The sequence below is a fragment of the Sphingobacterium sp. UBA7625 genome (assembly GCF_002484085.1).
Taxonomy (GTDB): Bacteria; Bacteroidota; Bacteroidia; order Sphingobacteriales; family Sphingobacteriaceae; genus Sphingobacterium; species Sphingobacterium athyrii.
Genome location: NZ_DLJD01000047.1, coordinates 88,736 through 108,595, shown reverse-complemented (window position 1 = coordinate 108,595; position 19,860 = coordinate 88,736). Strand labels below are relative to the sequence as shown.

General features: G+C 40.4%; 16 protein-coding genes. 11 read left to right on the top strand and 5 right to left on the bottom strand.

The features are described 5' to 3' along the window. Positions 1-103 precede the first annotated feature (103 nt). Positions 104-988, bottom strand: a complete 885-nt coding sequence (locus tag B4G94_RS19835) for a bestrophin family protein (protein WP_108637001.1) — start codon at positions 986-988, stop codon at positions 104-106. Positions 989-1,055: 67 nt separating this feature from the next. Here B4G94_RS19835 and B4G94_RS19830 point away from each other — a divergent pair, with 67 nt between their 5' ends. From B4G94_RS19830 to trxA, 3 genes are read left to right on the top strand one after another with little or no spacing between them, the layout of a single operon-like run. Beyond that, complete coding sequence (locus B4G94_RS19830; protein WP_286861315.1) at positions 1,056-1,904, top strand: glycoside hydrolase family 25 protein; 849 nt, start codon at positions 1,056-1,058, stop codon at positions 1,902-1,904. A gap of 8 nt (positions 1,905-1,912) precedes the next feature. Next, positions 1,913-2,641 (top strand): rhodanese-like domain-containing protein, encoded by a 729-nt coding sequence (locus B4G94_RS19825; protein ID WP_286861313.1) that lies wholly within the window; start codon positions 1,913-1,915, stop codon positions 2,639-2,641. 2 nt (positions 2,642-2,643) lie between these two features. Further along, positions 2,644-2,940, top strand: coding sequence for a thioredoxin (gene trxA, locus B4G94_RS19820; RefSeq protein ID WP_108636998.1), 297 nt, complete (start codon positions 2,644-2,646; stop codon positions 2,938-2,940). 101 nt (positions 2,941-3,041) lie between these two features. Here the strand turns inward: trxA and B4G94_RS19815 are convergent, their stop codons facing one another. The 3 genes from B4G94_RS19815 to mqnC form a co-directional block, all read right to left on the bottom strand. Then, a complete protein-coding gene (locus tag B4G94_RS19815; RefSeq protein WP_165305717.1) occupies positions 3,042-3,197 on the bottom strand; it encodes a hypothetical protein in 156 nt (51 codons plus the stop codon). 153 nt (positions 3,198-3,350) lie between these two features. Beyond that, entirely contained in the window at positions 3,351-3,911 is a 561-nt protein-coding gene (gene scpB / locus B4G94_RS19810; RefSeq protein ID WP_108636997.1) for an SMC-Scp complex subunit ScpB, read from the bottom strand. 9 nt (positions 3,912-3,920) lie between these two features. After that, the gene (gene mqnC, locus B4G94_RS19805) at positions 3,921-5,045 is read right to left on the bottom strand and encodes a cyclic dehypoxanthinyl futalosine synthase (RefSeq protein ID WP_108636996.1); all 1,125 of its coding nucleotides are present in this window, start codon (positions 5,043-5,045) and stop codon (positions 3,921-3,923) included. 419 nt (positions 5,046-5,464) lie between these two features. On the opposite strand from mqnC, the gene B4G94_RS19800 reads away from it, so the two are divergent. The 8 genes from B4G94_RS19800 (at position 5,465) to B4G94_RS19765 (ending at position 18,421) form a co-directional block, all read left to right on the top strand. Further along, positions 5,465-8,767: a SusC/RagA family TonB-linked outer membrane protein gene (locus B4G94_RS19800; protein ID WP_286861307.1), complete on the top strand. Its 3,303-nt coding sequence runs from the start codon at positions 5,465-5,467 to the stop codon at positions 8,765-8,767. A 32-nt stretch (positions 8,768-8,799) separates the two neighbouring features. Beyond that, the gene (locus B4G94_RS19795) at positions 8,800-10,512 is read left to right on the top strand and encodes a RagB/SusD family nutrient uptake outer membrane protein (protein ID WP_286861306.1); all 1,713 of its coding nucleotides are present in this window, start codon (positions 8,800-8,802) and stop codon (positions 10,510-10,512) included. 122 nt (positions 10,513-10,634) lie between these two features. After that, positions 10,635-11,954, top strand: coding sequence for a D-alanyl-D-alanine carboxypeptidase (locus B4G94_RS19790; RefSeq protein WP_286861303.1), 1,320 nt, complete (start codon positions 10,635-10,637; stop codon positions 11,952-11,954). Positions 11,955-11,964: 10 nt separating this feature from the next. Beyond that, positions 11,965-13,263, top strand: coding sequence for an MFS transporter (locus tag B4G94_RS19785; protein ID WP_108636994.1), 1,299 nt, complete (start codon positions 11,965-11,967; stop codon positions 13,261-13,263). A gap of 20 nt (positions 13,264-13,283) precedes the next feature. Then, positions 13,284-14,012, top strand: a complete 729-nt coding sequence (locus B4G94_RS19780; protein ID WP_108636993.1) for a (Fe-S)-binding protein — start codon at positions 13,284-13,286, stop codon at positions 14,010-14,012. A gap of 24 nt (positions 14,013-14,036) precedes the next feature. After that, positions 14,037-14,927, top strand: coding sequence for a TIM barrel protein (locus tag B4G94_RS19775; RefSeq protein WP_108636992.1), 891 nt, complete (start codon positions 14,037-14,039; stop codon positions 14,925-14,927). 246 nt (positions 14,928-15,173) lie between these two features. Beyond that, entirely contained in the window at positions 15,174-16,748 is a 1,575-nt protein-coding gene (locus tag B4G94_RS19770; RefSeq protein ID WP_286861300.1) for a peptide MFS transporter, read from the top strand. 83 nt (positions 16,749-16,831) lie between these two features. Beyond that, positions 16,832-18,421 carry a peptide MFS transporter gene (locus tag B4G94_RS19765; protein ID WP_286861297.1) on the top strand — a complete coding sequence of 530 codons (1,590 nt, stop codon included), beginning with the start codon at positions 16,832-16,834 and terminating at the stop codon, positions 18,419-18,421. Positions 18,422-18,508: 87 nt separating this feature from the next. On the opposite strand, the gene B4G94_RS19760 is transcribed toward B4G94_RS19765, so the two are convergent. After that, the gene (locus B4G94_RS19760; RefSeq protein ID WP_108636989.1) at positions 18,509-19,801 is read right to left on the bottom strand and encodes a hemolysin family protein; all 1,293 of its coding nucleotides are present in this window, start codon (positions 19,799-19,801) and stop codon (positions 18,509-18,511) included. Between the last annotated feature and the right edge of the window lie 59 nt (positions 19,802-19,860).

Genomic DNA, 19,860 nt, shown 5'->3' with positions numbered 1-19,860 from the left:
CCAACTCTCCGCGACAAAAGTAGAAATTCTGTATAGATTTGCAAAACTTATTTTTGTAATGATGTCTTATGGTTTGAAAATGAGCTGATTTATTTTCAAAACGCTACGCCAGAATAATCTCGTGGCAGTGTTTTTTAATATTAGCCGCGATTTTGTCAATCGGTAGGTCGTCCTGGTCTATACCAAAAGGCTCCTCGATGGACTCCCCGATTAATTCCAGTGAAGCGAGTACATATAGGATGAACGGAACGGCAACAACGACAAAGTATCCGATCGAGAAAACGTAGCCTACAGGTAATGTCATCGTATAGAAGATAATGAACTTCTTGATAAATGCACTGTAGGCTAAGGGAATCGGTGTATTTTTAATCCGCTCACATGCGCCACAGACGTTGGTCATCGACACAATTTCCTCGTTGAGTATAATCAATTGGTCTCCGCTGACTATACGCTCCTTATAGAGCTGGTTTATCTTCTGAAAAATCATATTGGAAACCTGATTTGGACCATGCTTTTTGCTATCCAATGATTTAAGCTCAGGATGTTCATTTTCATCCAGCATAAACTTGGTATAGTCAGACCGTAAAAAGTCATATAGGGTCTCAGCAAAAAGCGGGATACTTTTTCGGAAGAAGCTGCGATTGACCTTGTCTTCTTCATCAAGAATCGCGTTAAGCTTATAGGCAAAAGCCCGGCTGACATTGGTTAATGTACCCCATTGTTTGCGCGCCTCCCACCAACGGTCATAAGCCGAGTTGGTCCTAAAGACCAACAATAAGGAGATAACGAAACCTAAAAGATTATGGACGATAGTGATATTCTTGACCCAGCTCCTTTCGCTCAATTTGAGGTATTCCAATTCGAGGTAAGCAATACCCCAAGAATAGATAGCGATAAAAATAAGAAAGGGAAACAGCTTTTTGAAGGTGTCTGATTTATGCAATTTGAAAGTTGCTGACAGCCAGTCTTTAGGATTGTATACGATCATATACAAAAATATAAATTGTTACGAAAATTTTGCGAGTTAATTGTGATTCCCGTAACTTCATCATCGTATGGCGCAACAGCAAACAAAACGAACAAAAACTGGGAGGAAGCAGCAGCAGTCTCGAGAGACCAGATGGATCTGGGTGATGGCAGGGATGCTTATGTTTCTCTTATGTCTTGTTGCATGGCACTATAAAGCTGGAATCATGTATTATTTCCGCGTGGCGACATCAAAAAATAAAGCGTTAACGAAGGATGCTAAATATGAGATCCGTAATATCGAAATCATGAGTAAGCATGATGATAAAGTGTTTGGTATTGATGTTTCGACTTATCAGGAAGATATAGATTGGCAGAAAGTGAATACGATCAACGATCAATTTCCAATAGATTTCGTATTTATCCGTGCGACAATGGGGGAGAAGGGGATAGACGATAAATTTAGCCGGAATTGGTCCAAAATACAAAATCGTGCAATCCTAAGGGGAGCATATCATTACTTTCGACCAAATGAAAATTCGGTTAAACAAGCCAAAAATTTCATCCGTAAGGTACAGCTTCATCCGGGGGACCTTCCGCCGGTACTGGATATCGAGGAGCATCCGAAGCGACAGTCCATGGATAGCCTTAAAGTAGGATTGAAACGTTGGCTCGAAGAGGTGGAAGTGCATTATAAAGTCAAGCCCATCCTGTATTCCGGAGATAAATTCTATAGTGATTTTTTAGAGAAAGAATTCGCGAACTATACCCTATGGATCGCGAACTATAATTTTTGGATCGAAAACCCAAAAGAGCATTGGGCATTTTGGCAATTTTCGGAAAAAGGAACAGTAACCGGTATCCGTGGAAATGTCGATCTGAATATTTACAACGGAAAAATAACGGAATTGGAAAAATTGCTTATTCCCTTTAAATAGTAAATAAGATGAACAAAGTTTTAATAACCACGATTATATGGGGTATCTTGACATGCAGTAGCGTCCTGCCCGCTCAAACAAAATCACATCTGGGACAGGAAGTGCCCCAATCTACTGTAACAGGCTTACCCGTACTTTCCCTGAAGCAATTTAAAAAATTACGTGCTCAGGGTGATGTGGTTGTATTGGACACGCGATCTGCTGATGAGTTCTTAAAAGGATTTATTCCGGGAGCGATCAACATTGGTTTTAAAGGTCCTTTTGATACCTTTTTGGCAGAAGTCATTCCGAATAGAAATCAGAAGCTTTTGCTTGTGATTGAGCAGGAGGATCATATGGCAGTGGGGGAACGTCTGGTGCAATTAGGGTATACTGCGGCGATTGGTGTATTGGACGGTGGCATGGAGCGCTGGAAAGAGCGAGAAACGGTAGATTCGGTTGTTAACCTGACAGCACAGAAATTTGGAGAAAGATCAGATCCAGGTCATATTGTTGACGTACGGACGGAGAAAGAATTTGATAAAGGACATATTGACAATGCAATGAACATTCCGTTGTCGGATTTCGCTAATTTTGGTAACACGCTGAAAAAAGATGGCACACAGTTGTATGTGCATTGTCAGTCAGGCTATCGCAGTGCGGTCGCCGTGTCTATCTTGCGTGCAAAGGGATTTAAAAATGTGTGCAATATTCAGGGTGGATATAAGGCATTGAAAGATGAAATAAAGGAGAATTAATAATGGCAACTTTTGACCAGATTATTCAATCAAATTCGCTGGTTTTAGTGGATTTTTTTGCGACATGGTGCGGTCCATGCCAGACGATGGCGCCGGTATTACAGGATGTGAAGGAATTTTATCAGGAAGATCTTTCCATCATAAAGATTGATGTGGATAAAAATCCGAAAATCGCTTCCATTTATAAAGTAAGTGGTGTGCCTACATTTATCTTATTTAAAAATGGTCAACAAGTGTGGCGCCAAAGCGGGATGATCCCAAAAATGGAATTGCATAAGCTGATAGACCAAGCGAAGTAAATCGGTGGGCTAAAAAAATAAGGCGTTCAATCAAATTGAACGCCTTATTTTTTTTAAATGATTCTCTGATTTTAATAGGTAGTGTTATATCGCACTAAATATTAAAATTCATCATCATCATCGAAGTCATCCAATCCTTCAATTTCAGGGATTTCGAAATCATCGTTATCGAAATCATCTTCATCGTCATCAGGTCCATTGAAAGATGCGAATTTTACTTCTTCAAGATCTTCGGTAGCTAATATTGCCGTGTTCATAAAATAATACTTTATTGTTTCTTATTCAATGTTGTAAAATTAGAGAAGAAAACTATTTTTTAAAACTTTTTTTAAAAAAAATATTGGTATTTATTTTTCTGTTAATCAGTATGTTGGATTGTTTTTTGAAAATAAAAATTTATTTTATTTTATTTACTCATTTGTTTCGCCAATTGCGTTGTCTTCTGTGACGATATCTTTTAGCTGCGGAAGATCGCGAACGCCATTGATTCCGAAATGATCCATAAACTGTTGGCTGGTCGCATACAGCAATGGTTTACCAATTGTATCGGCTTTTCCGGCTATTTTGATCAGTTTCTTTTCTAAAAGTCTCTGGATAGAATAGTCGCAGCTGACCCCTCTGATCTGTTCGATCTCAAGCTTTGTAATCGGCTGTCTGTAGGCGATGATGGCAAGTGTTTCAAGTGCCGACTGACTGAGCTTACGTTTGTTGTTGTGATTTTGCAATTGCTGTATTGCCTCATGATAAACTGCTTTGGTCAAAAACTGATAAGCATTATTGATATACCGTAATTCCAGAACATGCTCTTCATCCCGATATTTATCTTCGATCTTTTTAATCAATTCACGCAGTTCCTCTCTGGATACTTCAATGGCAAGTGCCTCCTGCAAGATCTGTTTGATATCCGCAAGATCTATTCCTTCCGCAGAAGCAAAAATAATTGCTTCAATATTTCTGATAACGTCTTTCAATGTCGGGTATTAATAGTTAATGACTTGCTCGACCATGTGAGCAGGCAGTTCTCTAAAATCATATTTTTGTGTTCTCAGCTGTGGGGCAAAGCCTGCTTCCAAAATCGCTTCCTGTATAGATTTAGAAGTGAATCGATGGGGAGCACCGGCTGCCGAAACAACATTTTCTTCAATCATGATGGATCCAAAATCGTTGGCTCCGGCATGCAGGCACAACTGCGCTGTACGTTTTCCAACTGTAAGCCAAGATGCTTGAATATTTTTAATATTGGGCAGCATAATTCTGCTCAAGGCAATCATACGGATATACTCTTCTCCCGTCACATCATTGGTAATGCCGCGTAATCTTTTCAGTAACGTACCGTCATCTTGGAAAGGCCATGGAATAAAAGCAATAAAGCCATACGAATCCTGTGGTTTTTCATCTTGTACTTCTCTGATCCAGACCAAATGCTCGAATCGTTCTTCGATGGTTTCGATATGGCCAAACATCATGGTGGCAGAAGTAGGCAAATTGATCTTATGCGCGGCACGCATCACATCAAGCCATTCTTTGCCACCACATTTTCCTTTGGATATCAAACGGCGGACGCGGTCATTGAGGATTTCTGCTCCGGCTCCGGGCAACGAATCTAACCCCGCCTCTTTCAGCTGCGTCAATACGTCGATATGACTCATATGCTCTAACTTGGAAATATGTGCGATTTCGGGCGGACCGAGTGAATGTAGTTTTAAGTTAGGGTAAAGCTCCTTTAATTGCCTATATAAATTTTTGTAAAATTCAATACCCAAATCAGGATGGTGGCCGCCTTGTAACAGGAGTTGATCTCCGCCATATTTAAAGGTCTCTTCAATCTTCTGTTTGTAGCTCTCAATATCGGTGATGTAACTGTCTTCGTGACCCGGACGACGGAAGAAATTGCAAAATTTGCAATTTGCAACACAGACGTTGGTCGTATTGACATTCCTGTCGATCTGCCAGGTTACCTTGCCGTGTGGTACTTGTATCTTACGCAATTCATTGGCTACGAAAGTCAAATCAGCTGTCGGTGCATTTTGATATAAAAAAACACCTTCTTCCTTGGAAAGGAACTCAAATCGGAGCGCCCGTTCTAATAAACTACTTACATTCATCAGAACAAATATAAGTACCTTTTAGCGTATTTAAATGTATTTGGCGAATATTTGACATTCAGGCTTGATATAAGGAGAAACCGGATCAAAGAAAACCCATGAGTCCTCTTTTGTAACAAAAGTATAGCGGTAAGACTTAGTGTATTAATTACAATAACTTGATTTATAGTGGTTTGTAATTTAATTAAGATTTTTCTTTTTTTTTACATTTATTATTCTTTACATTTATTTAACAGATTTTAACATTTCTACGAATAACCAAACTAAAGGAAAAAATGATAACCAAAGGGCTCGCTGCCTGAAACAATGCATATTGTTTCCGCTAGAGCAGAATGACCAATAACTTAACAACCAATATCAAATTAAAAACAAACAGAGAAATAAACATAAATTTTTTTAAACCACCTATTTATAAAATTATGATGAAAAAAACGGACCAAAAACGCTGTTTTGATCTCATATTGGGCCAAAAGTTCAATAAGAGTTTTCTGCTTATGAGTTCTCTTCTCATTGCAGGAGGAATGACCGCTCAAGTGTCAGCCAATGGAGTAGTTGCCCATGGCAGAATTGAAGTCGTTTCGTTAACGAAATCCAAAGGGTTACAAGAAATACCCATTAAAGGTGTGGTGAAGGACGCCACTACCGGCCAGGCCATCACGGGTGTCTCCGTTAAGATCAAGGGAACCAGCAAAGGTACATCAACAGATGCGGACGGCGCATTTACGATCCAGGGGAAGGTCGGTGATGTATTGGTTGTGAGCTACATCGGTTACACAAGCTCCGAAGTTACGGTCACGGGAAAGGCTGATTTGACGATTTCGTTAAATTCTGCAGAAGATGCTCTCGAAGAAGTTGTTGTAACGGGTTACTCCGCTCAACGAAAGAAAGATTTGACTGGTGCTGTTGCTGTTGTTAACGTTAAAGAGCTTAAAACTACACCTGCTGCCAGTGCTGTTGAATCATTACAAGGACGAGCGACAGGGGTTCAGATTGTCGTGGATGGCGCGCCAGGATCAACTCCACAAATTAAGATTCGGGGTTATAGTACAATTAACAACAATGAACCGCTTTATATTATCGATGGTGTTCCTTATGAAGGAAAGTTAAGCTGGCTTAATCAAAGTGATATAGAATCCATGCAGGTGCTGAAAGATGCTTCCGCAGCTTCTATTTATGGTTCACGGGCGAATAACGGTGTTGTTATCATTACCACAAAGATCGGAAAGGAAGGAAAACCTCAATTTAACCTTGATTCATATTATGGTGTACAAGTACCTAATAGCTCACGCTTTCCAAAAATGTTGTCTCCACAACAAACGTTGGATATCGAAAATAGACTGAACGGTGAAAATAAAAAATTACCGGATTATCTGATAAACGGTCCTAAAGTAGGGGGGAAAGACCAGATTACTGATGCTGATATCGACATGTCAAAGTATAAGTATGACGCAAGTAGTCGCGCTGATTTTTTCCAGATAACAAAAGCAAATAAAGCGGGTACCAATTGGTTTGACGCATTGTCCCAAAACGCGCCGACACAATCACATCAATTAAGTGTGCTTGGTGGAGGTGAGAATGCTTCATATGCGATTTCTGGAGGTTATCTTAAGCAGAAAGGTACTATTATCCATACGGGCTTTGAAAAATATAATCTTCGCTCAAATACACGGTTTTCCGCCTTCAATAATAAGTTGCGTTTCGGAGAAAACATGCAATATAGTTTTACGGAAGGTTTTGGGGTAGGGGTAAATACCAATACAGCGGGTGACTACATTGGCGAAGGAAGTGCACTTGGTTTTGCTTATCGTATCCATAATATTATCCCAGTATATGATATGGGCGGAAATTTTGCTGGCTCTGTTGGGGGGCAATTTGGTAACGGAGAAAACCCTGTTGCTATTGCATATCGTGCAAAAGACAACAAGAACAAAAGCAATATGTTTTTCGGAAACGTATTTGGTGAGTATGATATTTTCTCTGGACTAACTTTTCGTAGTAGTTTTGGTATGAAGTATGAAAACTATAACGGTATTTCATATACTTACCCGAACCCTGAATTTACGGAAGGAAGTTTCAATAATGGAATTAATGAATTCTTTGGCTTAAATAAAGAATGGACCTGGACCAATACATTAAATTATAAGGCAACATTTGAAGATCACACTTTAGCTATTTTAGCTGGTACAGAGGCAATCCAAAATAGAAATAGACAGATCAGGGGTAAAGGAAATGGGTTCTTTACGATGTCAACCCTTGATTACCTTTATTTGGATGCAGCATCAACGGGTCGTGTGAGTGAAGGTGGTGGATCTGTAGGTTCATTATTCTCTATTTTTGGAAAAGTTGACTATTCGTTCAAAGACAGGTATATCTTAAGCGCTACTGTACGCCGGGATGGATCGTCTAATTTTGGTCCGAACAATAAGTACGGAACTTTCCCTGGCGCCAGTGCGGCTTGGCGCTTGTCACAAGAGGAATTCATGAAAAATATATCATGGCTTTCTGATCTGAAAATCAGGGCTGGTTACGGGGTTACGGGTAATCAACGTATCCCTGCCAATCAATATTTAGATCGTTATCAGGTTGCGGTCAATTCGTCATCCTACCCAATAGACGGAAGCCTGACATCAGGAATGTGGCATAATGCCTATAGCAATCCGGATGTAAAATGGGAACAGGTGTCTGCGTTGAACCTTGGTTTAGATTTTACCTTATTGCAAGGTGATTTCGATGGATCCTTTGATTGGTACAATAAAAAGACGAAAGATATGTTGTATCTGCTTCCTTTACCAGCGGTTGCCGCTGGACGCGCCGGGTCACCATATGTCAATATTGGAGATATGCAAAATAAGGGGATAGAATTATCCTTAAATTACCATTATGGTAGACGTCAGCAGAGTGCATTTACTTTGGATGTTTCTGGTACTATTTCACGCAATGTGAATAAGATCGTATCATTGGCACCGTCCGTAAGTCAACAGGTGTACGGAAGCTTTAGAAGTATGGAAACTTCCATACTTAAACCAGGCGAAGCTATAGGTGCATTCTACGGTTATAAGGTAATCGGAATCTATTCTGAAGCGGATATGGCCAATACAGCTGTTGCTAAGTACGAAGATGGGAAGTCAAGGGCCGGAGCGCTTAAATTTGAGGATGTTAATGGTGATGGTAAAATAGATGCTGCAGACCGTACGATAATTGGAAGTCCTCATCCTGATTTTGTCTATTCATTCAACATCAATGCAGGTTATAAGAATTTTGATTTTATGGCTTATTTCTATGGTTCAAAAGGAAACCAAAACTATGAAGCTACAAGATATTTCACTGATTTTGGCGTGTTTAGAGGACAGAAAAGTGAACGCGTATTGGATGCATGGGACCAAAAGACAAATCCTTCAAGTATGATACCTTCTCAGGTAAACAATGCCTCAGCTTATGAATATGCTTCTTCAAGTTATTATGTTCAGGACGCAAGTTTCTTAAAGTTAAAAAACCTTCAAGTCGGGTATAATTTTAATACAAATAAGGTTTTTGGCAATAATACAAGTATATCGAAATTGAGAGCTTATATAGGAGTTACGAATTTATTCACCATTACGAAATATCAAGGTCTAGATCCTGAAGTGAGTGCTACGCCATCAACGTATTCCGCATTGGGTGTTGACTTTGGCGTATATCCTCAGGCGCGTCAGTACATGCTAGGTGTGAGTCTTGGATTTTAGAAATGGAACGATTAAGATAAAATTTGATTGAAATGAAAAAAAGAAATATAATTACAGTTCTAGGTATATCATTGATGTTATTGAGCTCATGTGGTAAGTCTTTTCTAGAAAGGGACCCCCAGGCCGAGTTGCCTGAGTCACAGATCATCAATGCAAAAGGGGTCGAAGCGTCTTTGATAGGTGCTTATGGAATCCTGAATGGCAATGTGAATGGTACTTGGGGAAACTATTCTTCAGCTCCGAGTCAATGGCTGTTTGGTGAAGTAGCTGCAGATAATGCACATAAAGGCTCTGAAGCGACCGATCAGCCTAATATGAATATGATCGAATTTCATACGCCAAATAGCTCTAATGATAATCTGAGCCAAATGTGGGAAGTTTATTACGAAGGGGTATTACGTGCCAATAATACGTTGCGCATTCTGAAAATGGATCAGGCTAGTGGAAAAACGGTTACTGCCTCGCGAGCCAAAGAAATAGAAGCCGAGGCAAAAGTGTTACGCGCACATTATTACTTCTTTCTGTGGCGAGTGTTTAAAAATCTGGCTTATGTCGACGAAAATACTCCACTTGATGAGGCGAAAACAAAGCCAAACACAGACGATGTAATGCCCAAAATTATCGATGACCTGAAATTTGGAATTGATAACCTGCCAGCGGAAAAAATAAATAAACAATCAGGACGCATGGATAAAGGCATCGCGCAGGCTTACCTGGGTAAAGTGTACCTATACCAAAAAAAGTATGCTGATGCATTAGTATTATTTAAAGCTGTCATCGGAAGTAAGGATATTCGTACCATGCCTTATCAAAATAACTTCGATGTACTTACAAAAGACGGCCCAGAAGCACTTTTAGTATCAAAGCATGTTATTAATCCGGATGGAAGCGGTGACAATGCCAATGTTGGGGATATGTTGTCGGGATTGAACGGAAATAATCCAGTAGGCTGTTGCGGATTTTATCAACCAACGATTGATTTGGTGAACGCTTATAAAGTAGACGCAAAAGGTTTACCGTTGTTAGATACCTATCGCAATAATCCCTATAAGTCTGACTTTGGTTTGTCTGCTGCAGATAAAGAAAAATATAAATTAGATGTGACTTTGCATTTTGATCCTCGTTTGGATTATACGGTAGGTCGTAGAGGTGTACATTTCTATGATTATGGTGTAATGCCCGGAGATGCCTGGATCCGTGAAGTAGGTTCAGCCGGACCTTTTGTAGGAATAAAAACGATGATCCCAAAAAGCCTACACAGCGGCCATACAGCGGCAGGAGCGGCATATATAACTGACTTGGATGTAAATATTATCCGCTTAGCTGATGTTATTCTTATGGCCGCAGAATGTGAGGTTGAACTTGGGGATTTAGATGGTGCTTTAAAATCTGTAAACGCCATTCGTGAAAGGGCGTCCAAGTTGCCTCCAAAACTGACAGGTGACAATGTTCCTGCAGCCGTTTATGACGTAAAACCTTATCCGTCTTTTCCAGATCAAAATTTTGCACGTAAGGCTGTGCGTTTTGAACGTCGTCTTGAACTAGCGATGGAGGGGCACCGATTCTATGATTTAGTAAGATGGGGCCAAGCAAAAACTGTTTTGGAAAGTTACGCTGATTTTGAGGGAGGTTTTATGGCGCGGTATAAAGGTTTAAACTTTAAGCCTCAAAATGAATATCTGCCAATTCCACAAGCTCAAATTGATCGAAGTGGTGGCGCCTTAAAACAAAACCCGGGCTACTAATAGTTGATTAAATAATGCAAAAGGAGGAATTAATTCCTCCTTTTGCCGTTTTTAGCAATTTGTATCTGAATTTTGGCAATAGGAGAAAAGGAGTTGCTGCTCTTTTTTGTATGTTTGAACCAATGAAAAAATTTCTGCGCGCGATATTACTGCTTTGGCTTGTCCTATTTTCTACCCGCATAGTAAAGTCACAAGATTTTGAAGACGTCTACCGGATGCTTCAGGAATCCAAAATATTGAATGACCATTTTTATGGATTTTCATTATATGATTTAACGGCAAATAAGTTTGTCATGGATGTCAATGGCAATAAACATTTTACACCAGCTTCGAATACTAAAATGTACACGACTTATGCCGCACTGGAGCTTTTGGGAGATTCCATACCCGGGTTGGAGTACGTCGAACGCGGGGATTCTTTATTGATCTGGGGTACTGGGGATCCAACTTTTTTGCATAATCGGCTGGATACACGGGTGGTCTATAATTTTTTGAAAAAAACGAATAAGACCATCTACGTGGTGCCGGGGACGATGAAAAATAAGTTCTATGCCCATGGTTGGGCTATGGAAGATTTTGAGGCATACTATCAGCCTGAAATAAGTACCTTCCCGATCTATGGAAATGTGGTTACTTTTCGTCAAAAGGGATACAACCATTTAAACACGTCTCCGATGGTTTTTCAAAAGGATCTGGATTTTTTACCGGAACCTAAATCGGGTGACTTTGAACTTTCACGCTCGTTTCGGAGCAATACTTTCTGGATGTCAAAACGCCCTGTTCCAAATGATTACGTCAATGAGGTGCCTTTTATCTATTCCGATAGTTTATTTGTGAAATTACTGTCGGATACATTGGGGAGGGAAGTAAATCTAATAGCTTATAAAAAGCCGAATGATACAAAAATAGTGTACTCTGGAGAGACCAGAAATCTTATCCGGGAAATGATGCTGCCTAGTGATAATTTTATTGCTGAGCAATTTTTGATCATGTGCTCGTGGAAACAATTTGGCCAGTTCGATACCTATCTGGTTCGGGATTGGATGAAAAATAAGGTCTACACCTTTTTTTCGGATGAAGTCGCGATTTTCGATGGGTCGGGATTATCTTCGTATAACAAAGTCACGCCACAGAATAATATTGATCTTCTGGTTCTTTTGAAGAATAAGATACCTGATGAGCAGCTGCGTTTTCGAATTTTTCCCGCAGGTGGAGTGGATGGTACATTGAAACGAACCTACAGTAAAGACCAAGGCGTACCTTTTGTATTCGCAAAAACCGGAACAATCACGTCAGTGTATAATCAAAGTGGTTATCTGATCACAAGATCTGGGCGCCGGCTTGCTTTCTCTTTTATGAATAATAATTATATTGATGATCGAGCAGCTGCAATTCGTAAAGAAATGGCTAAAATAATTACTTATATTCGTCAAACTTATTAAGCCAATTTAAATGGAAGCAATTGCAAAAAACAATAAAAAACTGATTCGTTCCTGGGCGATGTTTGATTGGGCCAATTCCGCTTACAACCTTGTTATTACCTCCACTATTTTTCCGGTATACTATACCGCAATAACGACGACAAAAGAGCATGGGGATGTGGTTAATTTCTTTGGTTTCGAGATTGTCAATACAGCGCTTTCCAATTTTTCACTGGCTGCAGCCTATCTATTGATGTCATTTTCTTTGCCTTTTATATCATCCTATGCAGATGCGAAGGGTTTAAAGAAACAGATCATGAAACTCTTTACCTATGTTGGTGCAATCGCATGTATGTGTCTGTTTTTCTTTAAGCTCGAAACGTTGGAGATTGGTATTGTCTGTTTTGCTTTGGCTGCAATGGGCTATATTGGCGGTGTGTTGTTCAATAATTCATACCTGCCCCTGTTAGCGACGGTAGATCAGCAGGACCGTGTGAGCGCACAGGGCTTTGCTTTTGGCTATATCGGTTGTGTAACTTTACAGATTCTTTGTTTTATCGTGGTCCTGAAGCCGGAATGGTTTGGAATTACCGATCCATCGCTGCCAGCGCGGATATCTTTTCTGATGGTAGGGTTGTGGTGGTTGGGATTCTCCATGATCCCATTTAAGCATTTACCTAAAATTGAACCCACGGGCAATAATTTAGGGAAAAGTTTTGTACAGAATGTGCGGGACGAATTTAACCACGTGATCCATGAAATCAAAGGCATCCCTGAGATTAAACAGTTTTTGCCCGCTTTTTTCTTTTATGCGATCGGGGTGCAGACACTGATGATTGTCGCCTCATCATTTGGTGAAAAAATTCTTCATCTTGGTGCCGAACGACTCATTGCAACCATTCTTTTAATCCAGCTTGTCGCAATTTTAGGAGCTTTTTTGATGTCCTATTTATCAAAGCTTTTTGGAAATATTAAAGTGTTGATCGTCGTTGTGATGATTTGGATCTCAATTTGTATTGCCGCATTTTATCTGTCCACTCCGATGCAATTTTATATTATTGCCGCATTGGTCGGTCTGGTCATGGGGGGAATACAGTCCTTGTCGAGATCAACGTACTCTAAACTGATCCCAACGGATATCAAGGATACGACGGCCTTTTTCTCTTTTTATGATGTTACAGAAAAAGTGGCAATCGTCATCGGTCTGTTCTCCTTTGGCCTGATTGAACAGATCACACACAATATTCGTTATTCTGCACTGGTACTTTCTTTATTTTTTGTAATTGGATTGTTACTTTTGGTACGGATATTAATATCCAATAAATCTTAATTTTATTGATTGAATTAAATATGAAGGTAGAACTTTTTGTTCCTTGTTTTATAGATCAGCTTTATCCGGAGACCGCTTTTAATACGATTCGTTTATTGGAAAAAGTAGGTTGTGAAGTGCTTTATAACCCCGATCAGACCTGTTGTGGACAGCCTGCATATAATGCTGGTTTTTGGGATGATGCAAAGCAGGTAGGAAAGAAGTTTCTAGAAGATTTTTCGGGCGATCATGTCATTATTTCTCCTTCGGCTTCCTGTACCGGTATGGTCAGAAATAGTTATAGCGACCTGTTCGCGAATTCGGCCGATTCTCACCAATGCCATAAAATACAACAGCAGGTCATGGAGATTTCCGATTTTTTGGTCAATGTGCTGAAAAAGGATTATTTCGGAGCTGAGTTGGAGGGTGTTGGGGTATATCATGACTCTTGTTCGGCCCTGCGTGAATGCAAGATCAAGGATGAACCCCGGAAGTTGCTGAGCAAGGTGCTGGGATTGGAAATGCTGGAAGTAAAGGACAGTGAAACCTGTTGTGGTTTTGGTGGAAGTTTTGCCGTTAAGTTTGAAGGGATATCGGCCGCCATGGCAGAACAAAAAGTCAGAAATGCCATGGCATTGAATGCAGACTATATTATTTCGACGGATTCGTCCTGCTTGTTGCAGCTGCAAGCTTATATTGATAAACATAAATTACCTATCCAGACCATGCACCTTGTGGATGTACTGACCACTGGCTGGGGAAATATATAAATAACACACTTTAAATCTAAACACATGAATTCTAGAAGAGATTTTCTTAAAAACCTTGCATTAGCCTCTGCCGGTATAGCATTGGCTCCATCGCTGGAGAGTTTTGCCGCAGCAAAGAAAGATTGGTTTGACATTTCCTTAGCAGAATGGTCATTGCATAAAACATTGTTTAAGGGTGATTTGAACAATTTGGACTTTCCGGTCGTAGCGGCTAAAAAATATGGTATTTATGGTGTAGAGTATGTCAATCAGTTCTTTAAAGACAAGGCTAATGACAACAATTATCTGACTGAACTCAACATGCGCGCAAAAGATAATGGTGTAAGAAATGTCTTGATTATGATTGATGGTGAGGGAAATCTAGGTGATGAAGATGAAACCAAAAGAAAGCAGGCTGTACAAAATCACTATAAATGGATTTCTGCAGCGAACTTTTTGGGCTGTCATGCCATCCGTGTAAATGCTGCCGGCAAGGGAACTCCCGATGAGGTTAGCAAGCGTGTGGTGGAGAGTCTGACAACCTTGTCTGATATCGGAAAAAAAGCAGGTATTAGTATCATCGTGGAAAATCACGGCGGTATTTCTTCACATGGCGACTGGTTGGCCAAAACTTTAAAAGCTGTAGGAAGCAAATATTGTGGAAGCTTACCTGATTTTGGTAATTTCTATGAATACGACCGTTACCAGGGGGTAACTGACTTGATGCCTTATGCGCATGGGGTCAGTGCCAAAACACATGATTTTGATGCTAATGGTAATGAAACCCAGATCGACTATGAACGCATGCTAAAGATCGTGAAAAAAGCAAAATTCAAAGGATATGTGGGCATTGAATATGAAGGAAGTAAATTAAGTGAAGAAGAAGGAATCTTCGCAACTAAAAAATTATTGGAGCGCTTGCGTCCATTGATCTAATATAAAAACACAAAGTTCTTTTCATGCATTTGAAAAGAACTTTGCTTTTAAAAAGAGTCTTTTCCTTGAACGGATAGACCCTTTTAAATTAAATCTAGATTTTTGTCCATATTTAACTTGTAAACTGATTCGGTTGCCGGATGTGTTGTAACAGCCCTCTTAACTTAACATAGCGTAATTTGGCTGGCTAAAAATGGATAAGCTGAAATCGCACTACCTGAAATTGAAAAATAACGATTAGAAAACATGAATTTTGAAAAAGATGCTGTTCTGGAATCTCATTTAAATAAAGTGGGCGCTGAACAAGTGTTGGTGAAAGGACATCCTGCAGGATTATTTGTCTTGTTTTTTACGGAGATGTGGGAACGTTTCAGCTACTATGGCATGCGAGCGCTATTGGTAAACTTTTTGGTTTCCACCATTGCTCAACATGGCTGGGGCTGGACAAATTCGGAAGCAATGAAACTGTATGGTCTATATACAGGGATGGTGTTTTTAACGCCCTTGTTTGGTGGAATTATAGCAGATCGGCTGACTGGCTATAAAAAATCCATTATGGTAGGCGCGATCATCATGACCCTCGGTCATATTTCGATGGCCATGGAGGGATTCAACAAAAATTTCTTTCTCGCGGGATTGGTACTTATCGTTCTGGGAAATGGTCTGTTCAAACCCAATATTTCTTCGATGGTGGGTAAACTTTATCCCGATAGGGGCGGGAAAAAAGATGCCGGATATACGATCTTCTACATGGGGATCAACGGTGGTGCTTTCCTGGGAATGATGTTGTGCGGTTATATTGGGGAGAAAATAGGCTGGCATTATGGTTTTGGACTTGCTGGGATATTTATGTTTCTGGGCATGTTGCAGTTTTACTTTGCACAGCGCATTTTTGGAAAAATAGGAGATACGCCAGAAAAAGAAAACACTGTTTCGGAGGAACTGAATCCCGATGATGAACATCCGAAACATATTGTACGTGACCGGTTGTTGGTCATTGCGATTTTCATGTTTTCAAGTATTGTATTCCACTTGGCTTTTGAACAGGCCGGAGGCTCAATGACCATATTCGCCAAAAATTACACCCAGCGTGTATTGAGCGGAGAGGCTGCTACCATTTTTAAATGGGCGGATTTTGCATTAACGATTGTGCCCATTGTCGTGATTACTGCTGTATTGTTTGTCTTGGCGAAAAAGATAATTCGTAAATATCCCTTAATTATTCTTTTCTCCAGTATTTCATTTGTGATTATCTGGTCTTTGTGCCTATGGAAGGTCTATCGCGAATACCATGGTATGAATTCAGAAGTGACAGTTTCTTGGTTCCCCATGCTCAATTCTTTCTTTATTATTACACTGGCCACTTCTTTTAGCAAGATCTGGGAGCGCGTCTGGAACCCGTCGGGGCCAATTAAGTTTGCCATGGGCTTGACCTTGGTGGGGGTTGGATTTGCTGCCCTTTCCATAGGGAGTGCCGAGATTCCAACGGGAGCGAAGACGGCTTCGGTCAGTATGATCTGGTTGGTGTTGGCCTATTTTTTCCATACAGTTGGTGAGCTGTGCATTGGCCCCGTGGGCTTGTCTTATGTAAGTAAATTGTCGCCAAAGAAATTCTTGGGACTGCTATTTGGCTTCTGGTTTTGCGCCAATGCCATCGCTAATTTTATCGGTGGATTTATTGGTTCTTACATTGATAAGATAACCGAATCACATTCCATGTCATTTTTCTTTGCGGTGTTTACCGTGATACCCATGATAGCGGCTGTATTTCTGCTGCTTGGTAATAAAAAAATAAAAAAGATGATGCATGGAATTGACTAATTCATAGAAAAATAGTGTATCTTCATGCGATTTTTATCAAATTAAAAACAAAACCTGAGTTATAAAACAATTATTGAAATTATATGAATCAAGAAAAAGATCAAGTTCTTGTAGCACATCTGGCCAAGCAGGGGATAGATGACAAGATGGTAAATGGGCATCCTGCCGGACTATTTGTGCTATTCTTTACCGAGATGTGGGAGCGTTTTAGCTATTATGGCATGCGTGCGCTGTTGGTTAATTTTCTCATCTCGACCATTGCGCAACATGGATGGCAATGGACGAATGCAGAGGCGATGAAACTATACGGATTGTATACATTTGCTGTTTATCTCACACCGCTTTTTGGCGGAATGATTGCCGACCGGTTGACAGGATATAAGAAAGCGATTTTAATAGGCGCTTTGATCATGACCCTCGGGCATGCATCCATGGCGCTGGAAGGCGCTTCGAAGGGTTTCTTTTTTCTTGGTCTTATTTTGATGATCTTAGGCAACGGTATGTTTAAACCGAATATATCATCGATGGTAGGTAAACTATACCCGGATACAAGTCCGAAAAAAGATGCAGGCTATACGATCTTTTACATGGGGATCAATGGTGGTGCATTTCTGGGGATGCTCCTTTGCGGTTATATCGGTGAGAAAATCGGTTGGCATTATGGCTTTGGATTAGCAGGTGTATTTATGTTCTTCGGAATGGTTCAGTTCTACTTTGGTCAGCGTATTTTCGGAATTATAGGTGAGACACCTAAAGTAATTCAAGCTGATCACGACAAAAAAGTGAATGCTCACGAAGACGAGGAGGAAGAAACGCCCGCACATATCGTGCGCGACCGTCTGATCGTCGTTGCTGTTTTAATGATCGCGAGTATCGTATTTTTCCTGGCTTTTGAACAGGCGGGAGGATCCATGACAATATTTGCCAAGGATTATACGCAACGGCTGTTGAGTGGTAGTATGGCTTCAGGTTTTCGCTGGCTGGATGCCGCACTGACGATATTTCCTATTGTGGTGATTACAGGAGTGCTTGTTTCGTTGGCAAAAAAGATTTATTCAAAGTATCCTTTGACGATCATATTTACGGGAATTTCATTTGCTATCATTTGGATTCTATGTATCTGGAAAGTACATCGTGAATTTACAGCAGTGAATACTGAGGTAACAGTATCTTGGTTCCAAATTTTAAATTCCTTCTTTATCATTACACTTGCATCAAGCTTTAGTAAGTTCTGGGAGAAAGTCTGGAACCCATCGGGACCGATTAAATTTGCCTTGGGACTGATCTTGGTCGGTATTGGTTTTGCTGCATTATCTTACGGGAGTCTCTCCATTCCCCAGGGAGCTAAGACAGCTTCTGTAAGTATGATCTGGTTGATATTGGCTTATTTCTTCCATACCAGCGGCGAATTGTGCCTGTCGCCTGTGGGACTTTCTTATGTGAGTAAATTATCTCCGAAAAAGTTTTTGGGACTGCTATTTGGCTTCTGGTTCTGTGCATCTGCCATCGCAAATCTTATCGGTGGGTTTCTAGGTGCATATATAGACAATATTACGGAGACTCATTCAATGTCTTATTTCTTCGGGATTTTTACGATTGTACCCTGTATTGCTGCATTGATTTTGATCGTGTTGAATCCGATCTTGAAAAAGATGATGCACGGCATTAACTAAGATGTCCGTCATAATATTATAGTAACGACAGAGGGCCGATCATTTATGATCGGCCCTTATGTATTAATGGAATGGATAGATTCCTTGTTACTCCTCAATTTTTAATAATAGCTTATCTATTCGGTTGCCATCCATATCCAATACTTCAAAAATCATATTTTTGAAACGTACGCGTTCGCCTTCTTCTGGTACGTGATCCAACAGCAGGAAAACCAATCCGCCGACTGTAGTGACGTTATTAATGTCATCTTCATCTTCTTCGGAAAGTCCTATTTCAAATTCATCCAGGAGGTCCTCAATCTGATATTGCCCGTCCACGACATAATCCCCGCTGTCCAGTTGACGGATGGTCGGGCGTACACTGATATCGCTTTCGGTGATGTTGCCAACGAGATCGCCTACGATATCACGTAACGTTATGATACCCTGTAGCGAACCGTATTCGTCAATCACAACAGCCTGGTGTACCCGAGATGTTCGTAAGGTATTCATGATGCTGTAGGAAGAGCTGAATTCATTGACAAATTTGATCGGAAGCAGGAGCTCCCGGAGATTAAAAGGCTTATTCTGAAAACATTGCCTAAGCAGGGATTTGACATGGACCACCCCTTTAATATTGTCAAGCCCACCTTCGCAGACGGGATAGATAGAATGGTCATTATCAAGGATAATCTGTCTATTTTCCTCGAAGCTGTCTTCCAGATCCAAAAATACAATGTTTTTACGGTGAGTCATCAGATTGATGGCCTTTTTGTCGCCTAAACTTAGGAGACGATCCACAATATCATGCTCAATACCTTCAATCACGCCACTATCGACCCCCTCATCCACCATTGCTTTGATCTCTTCTTCGGTGACACTGTTTCCCGTACTCTTGATATTGAGGATCTTGACAATAAATTCAGTAGAGGCACTCAATAACCAGACAAAAGGCTTTACAATCTTGCTGAGCAAATTCATGGGGTAGGCAATGAGCATGGCATATTTTTCAGGAATAGCCATCCCGATACGCTTTGGCACCAGTTCACCAAGAACCAATGAAAAATAGGTAATGATCAGCACCACTAGAATAACCGCCAGCTGTTGACTGTAGGGAGCGAGTAGGCTCGATTTATTAAAAACTTCGATCAGGTACGCAGAGATGCTGCCTCCAGAAAAGAAACCTGTTAAGATACCGATCAAGGTGATCCCAATCTGCACTGTTGAAAGGAAACTATTGGGAGATTCCTTGAGATGCAGTGCAATCTTGGCGGCAGGATTATCCTTGTCGCTCTCCGCCTGTAAACGCGCTTTTCTGCTGGATACGATTGAAATCTCAGAGGCAGACAGGATTCCATTTAAGATGATTAGTACTAAGATTATAATTGCTTCGGTGAGCATAATGTTATCGAAAAATTGTTTGTGAAGGCTAATTTAAGAAAAAGGAAGGCTAAATGGTA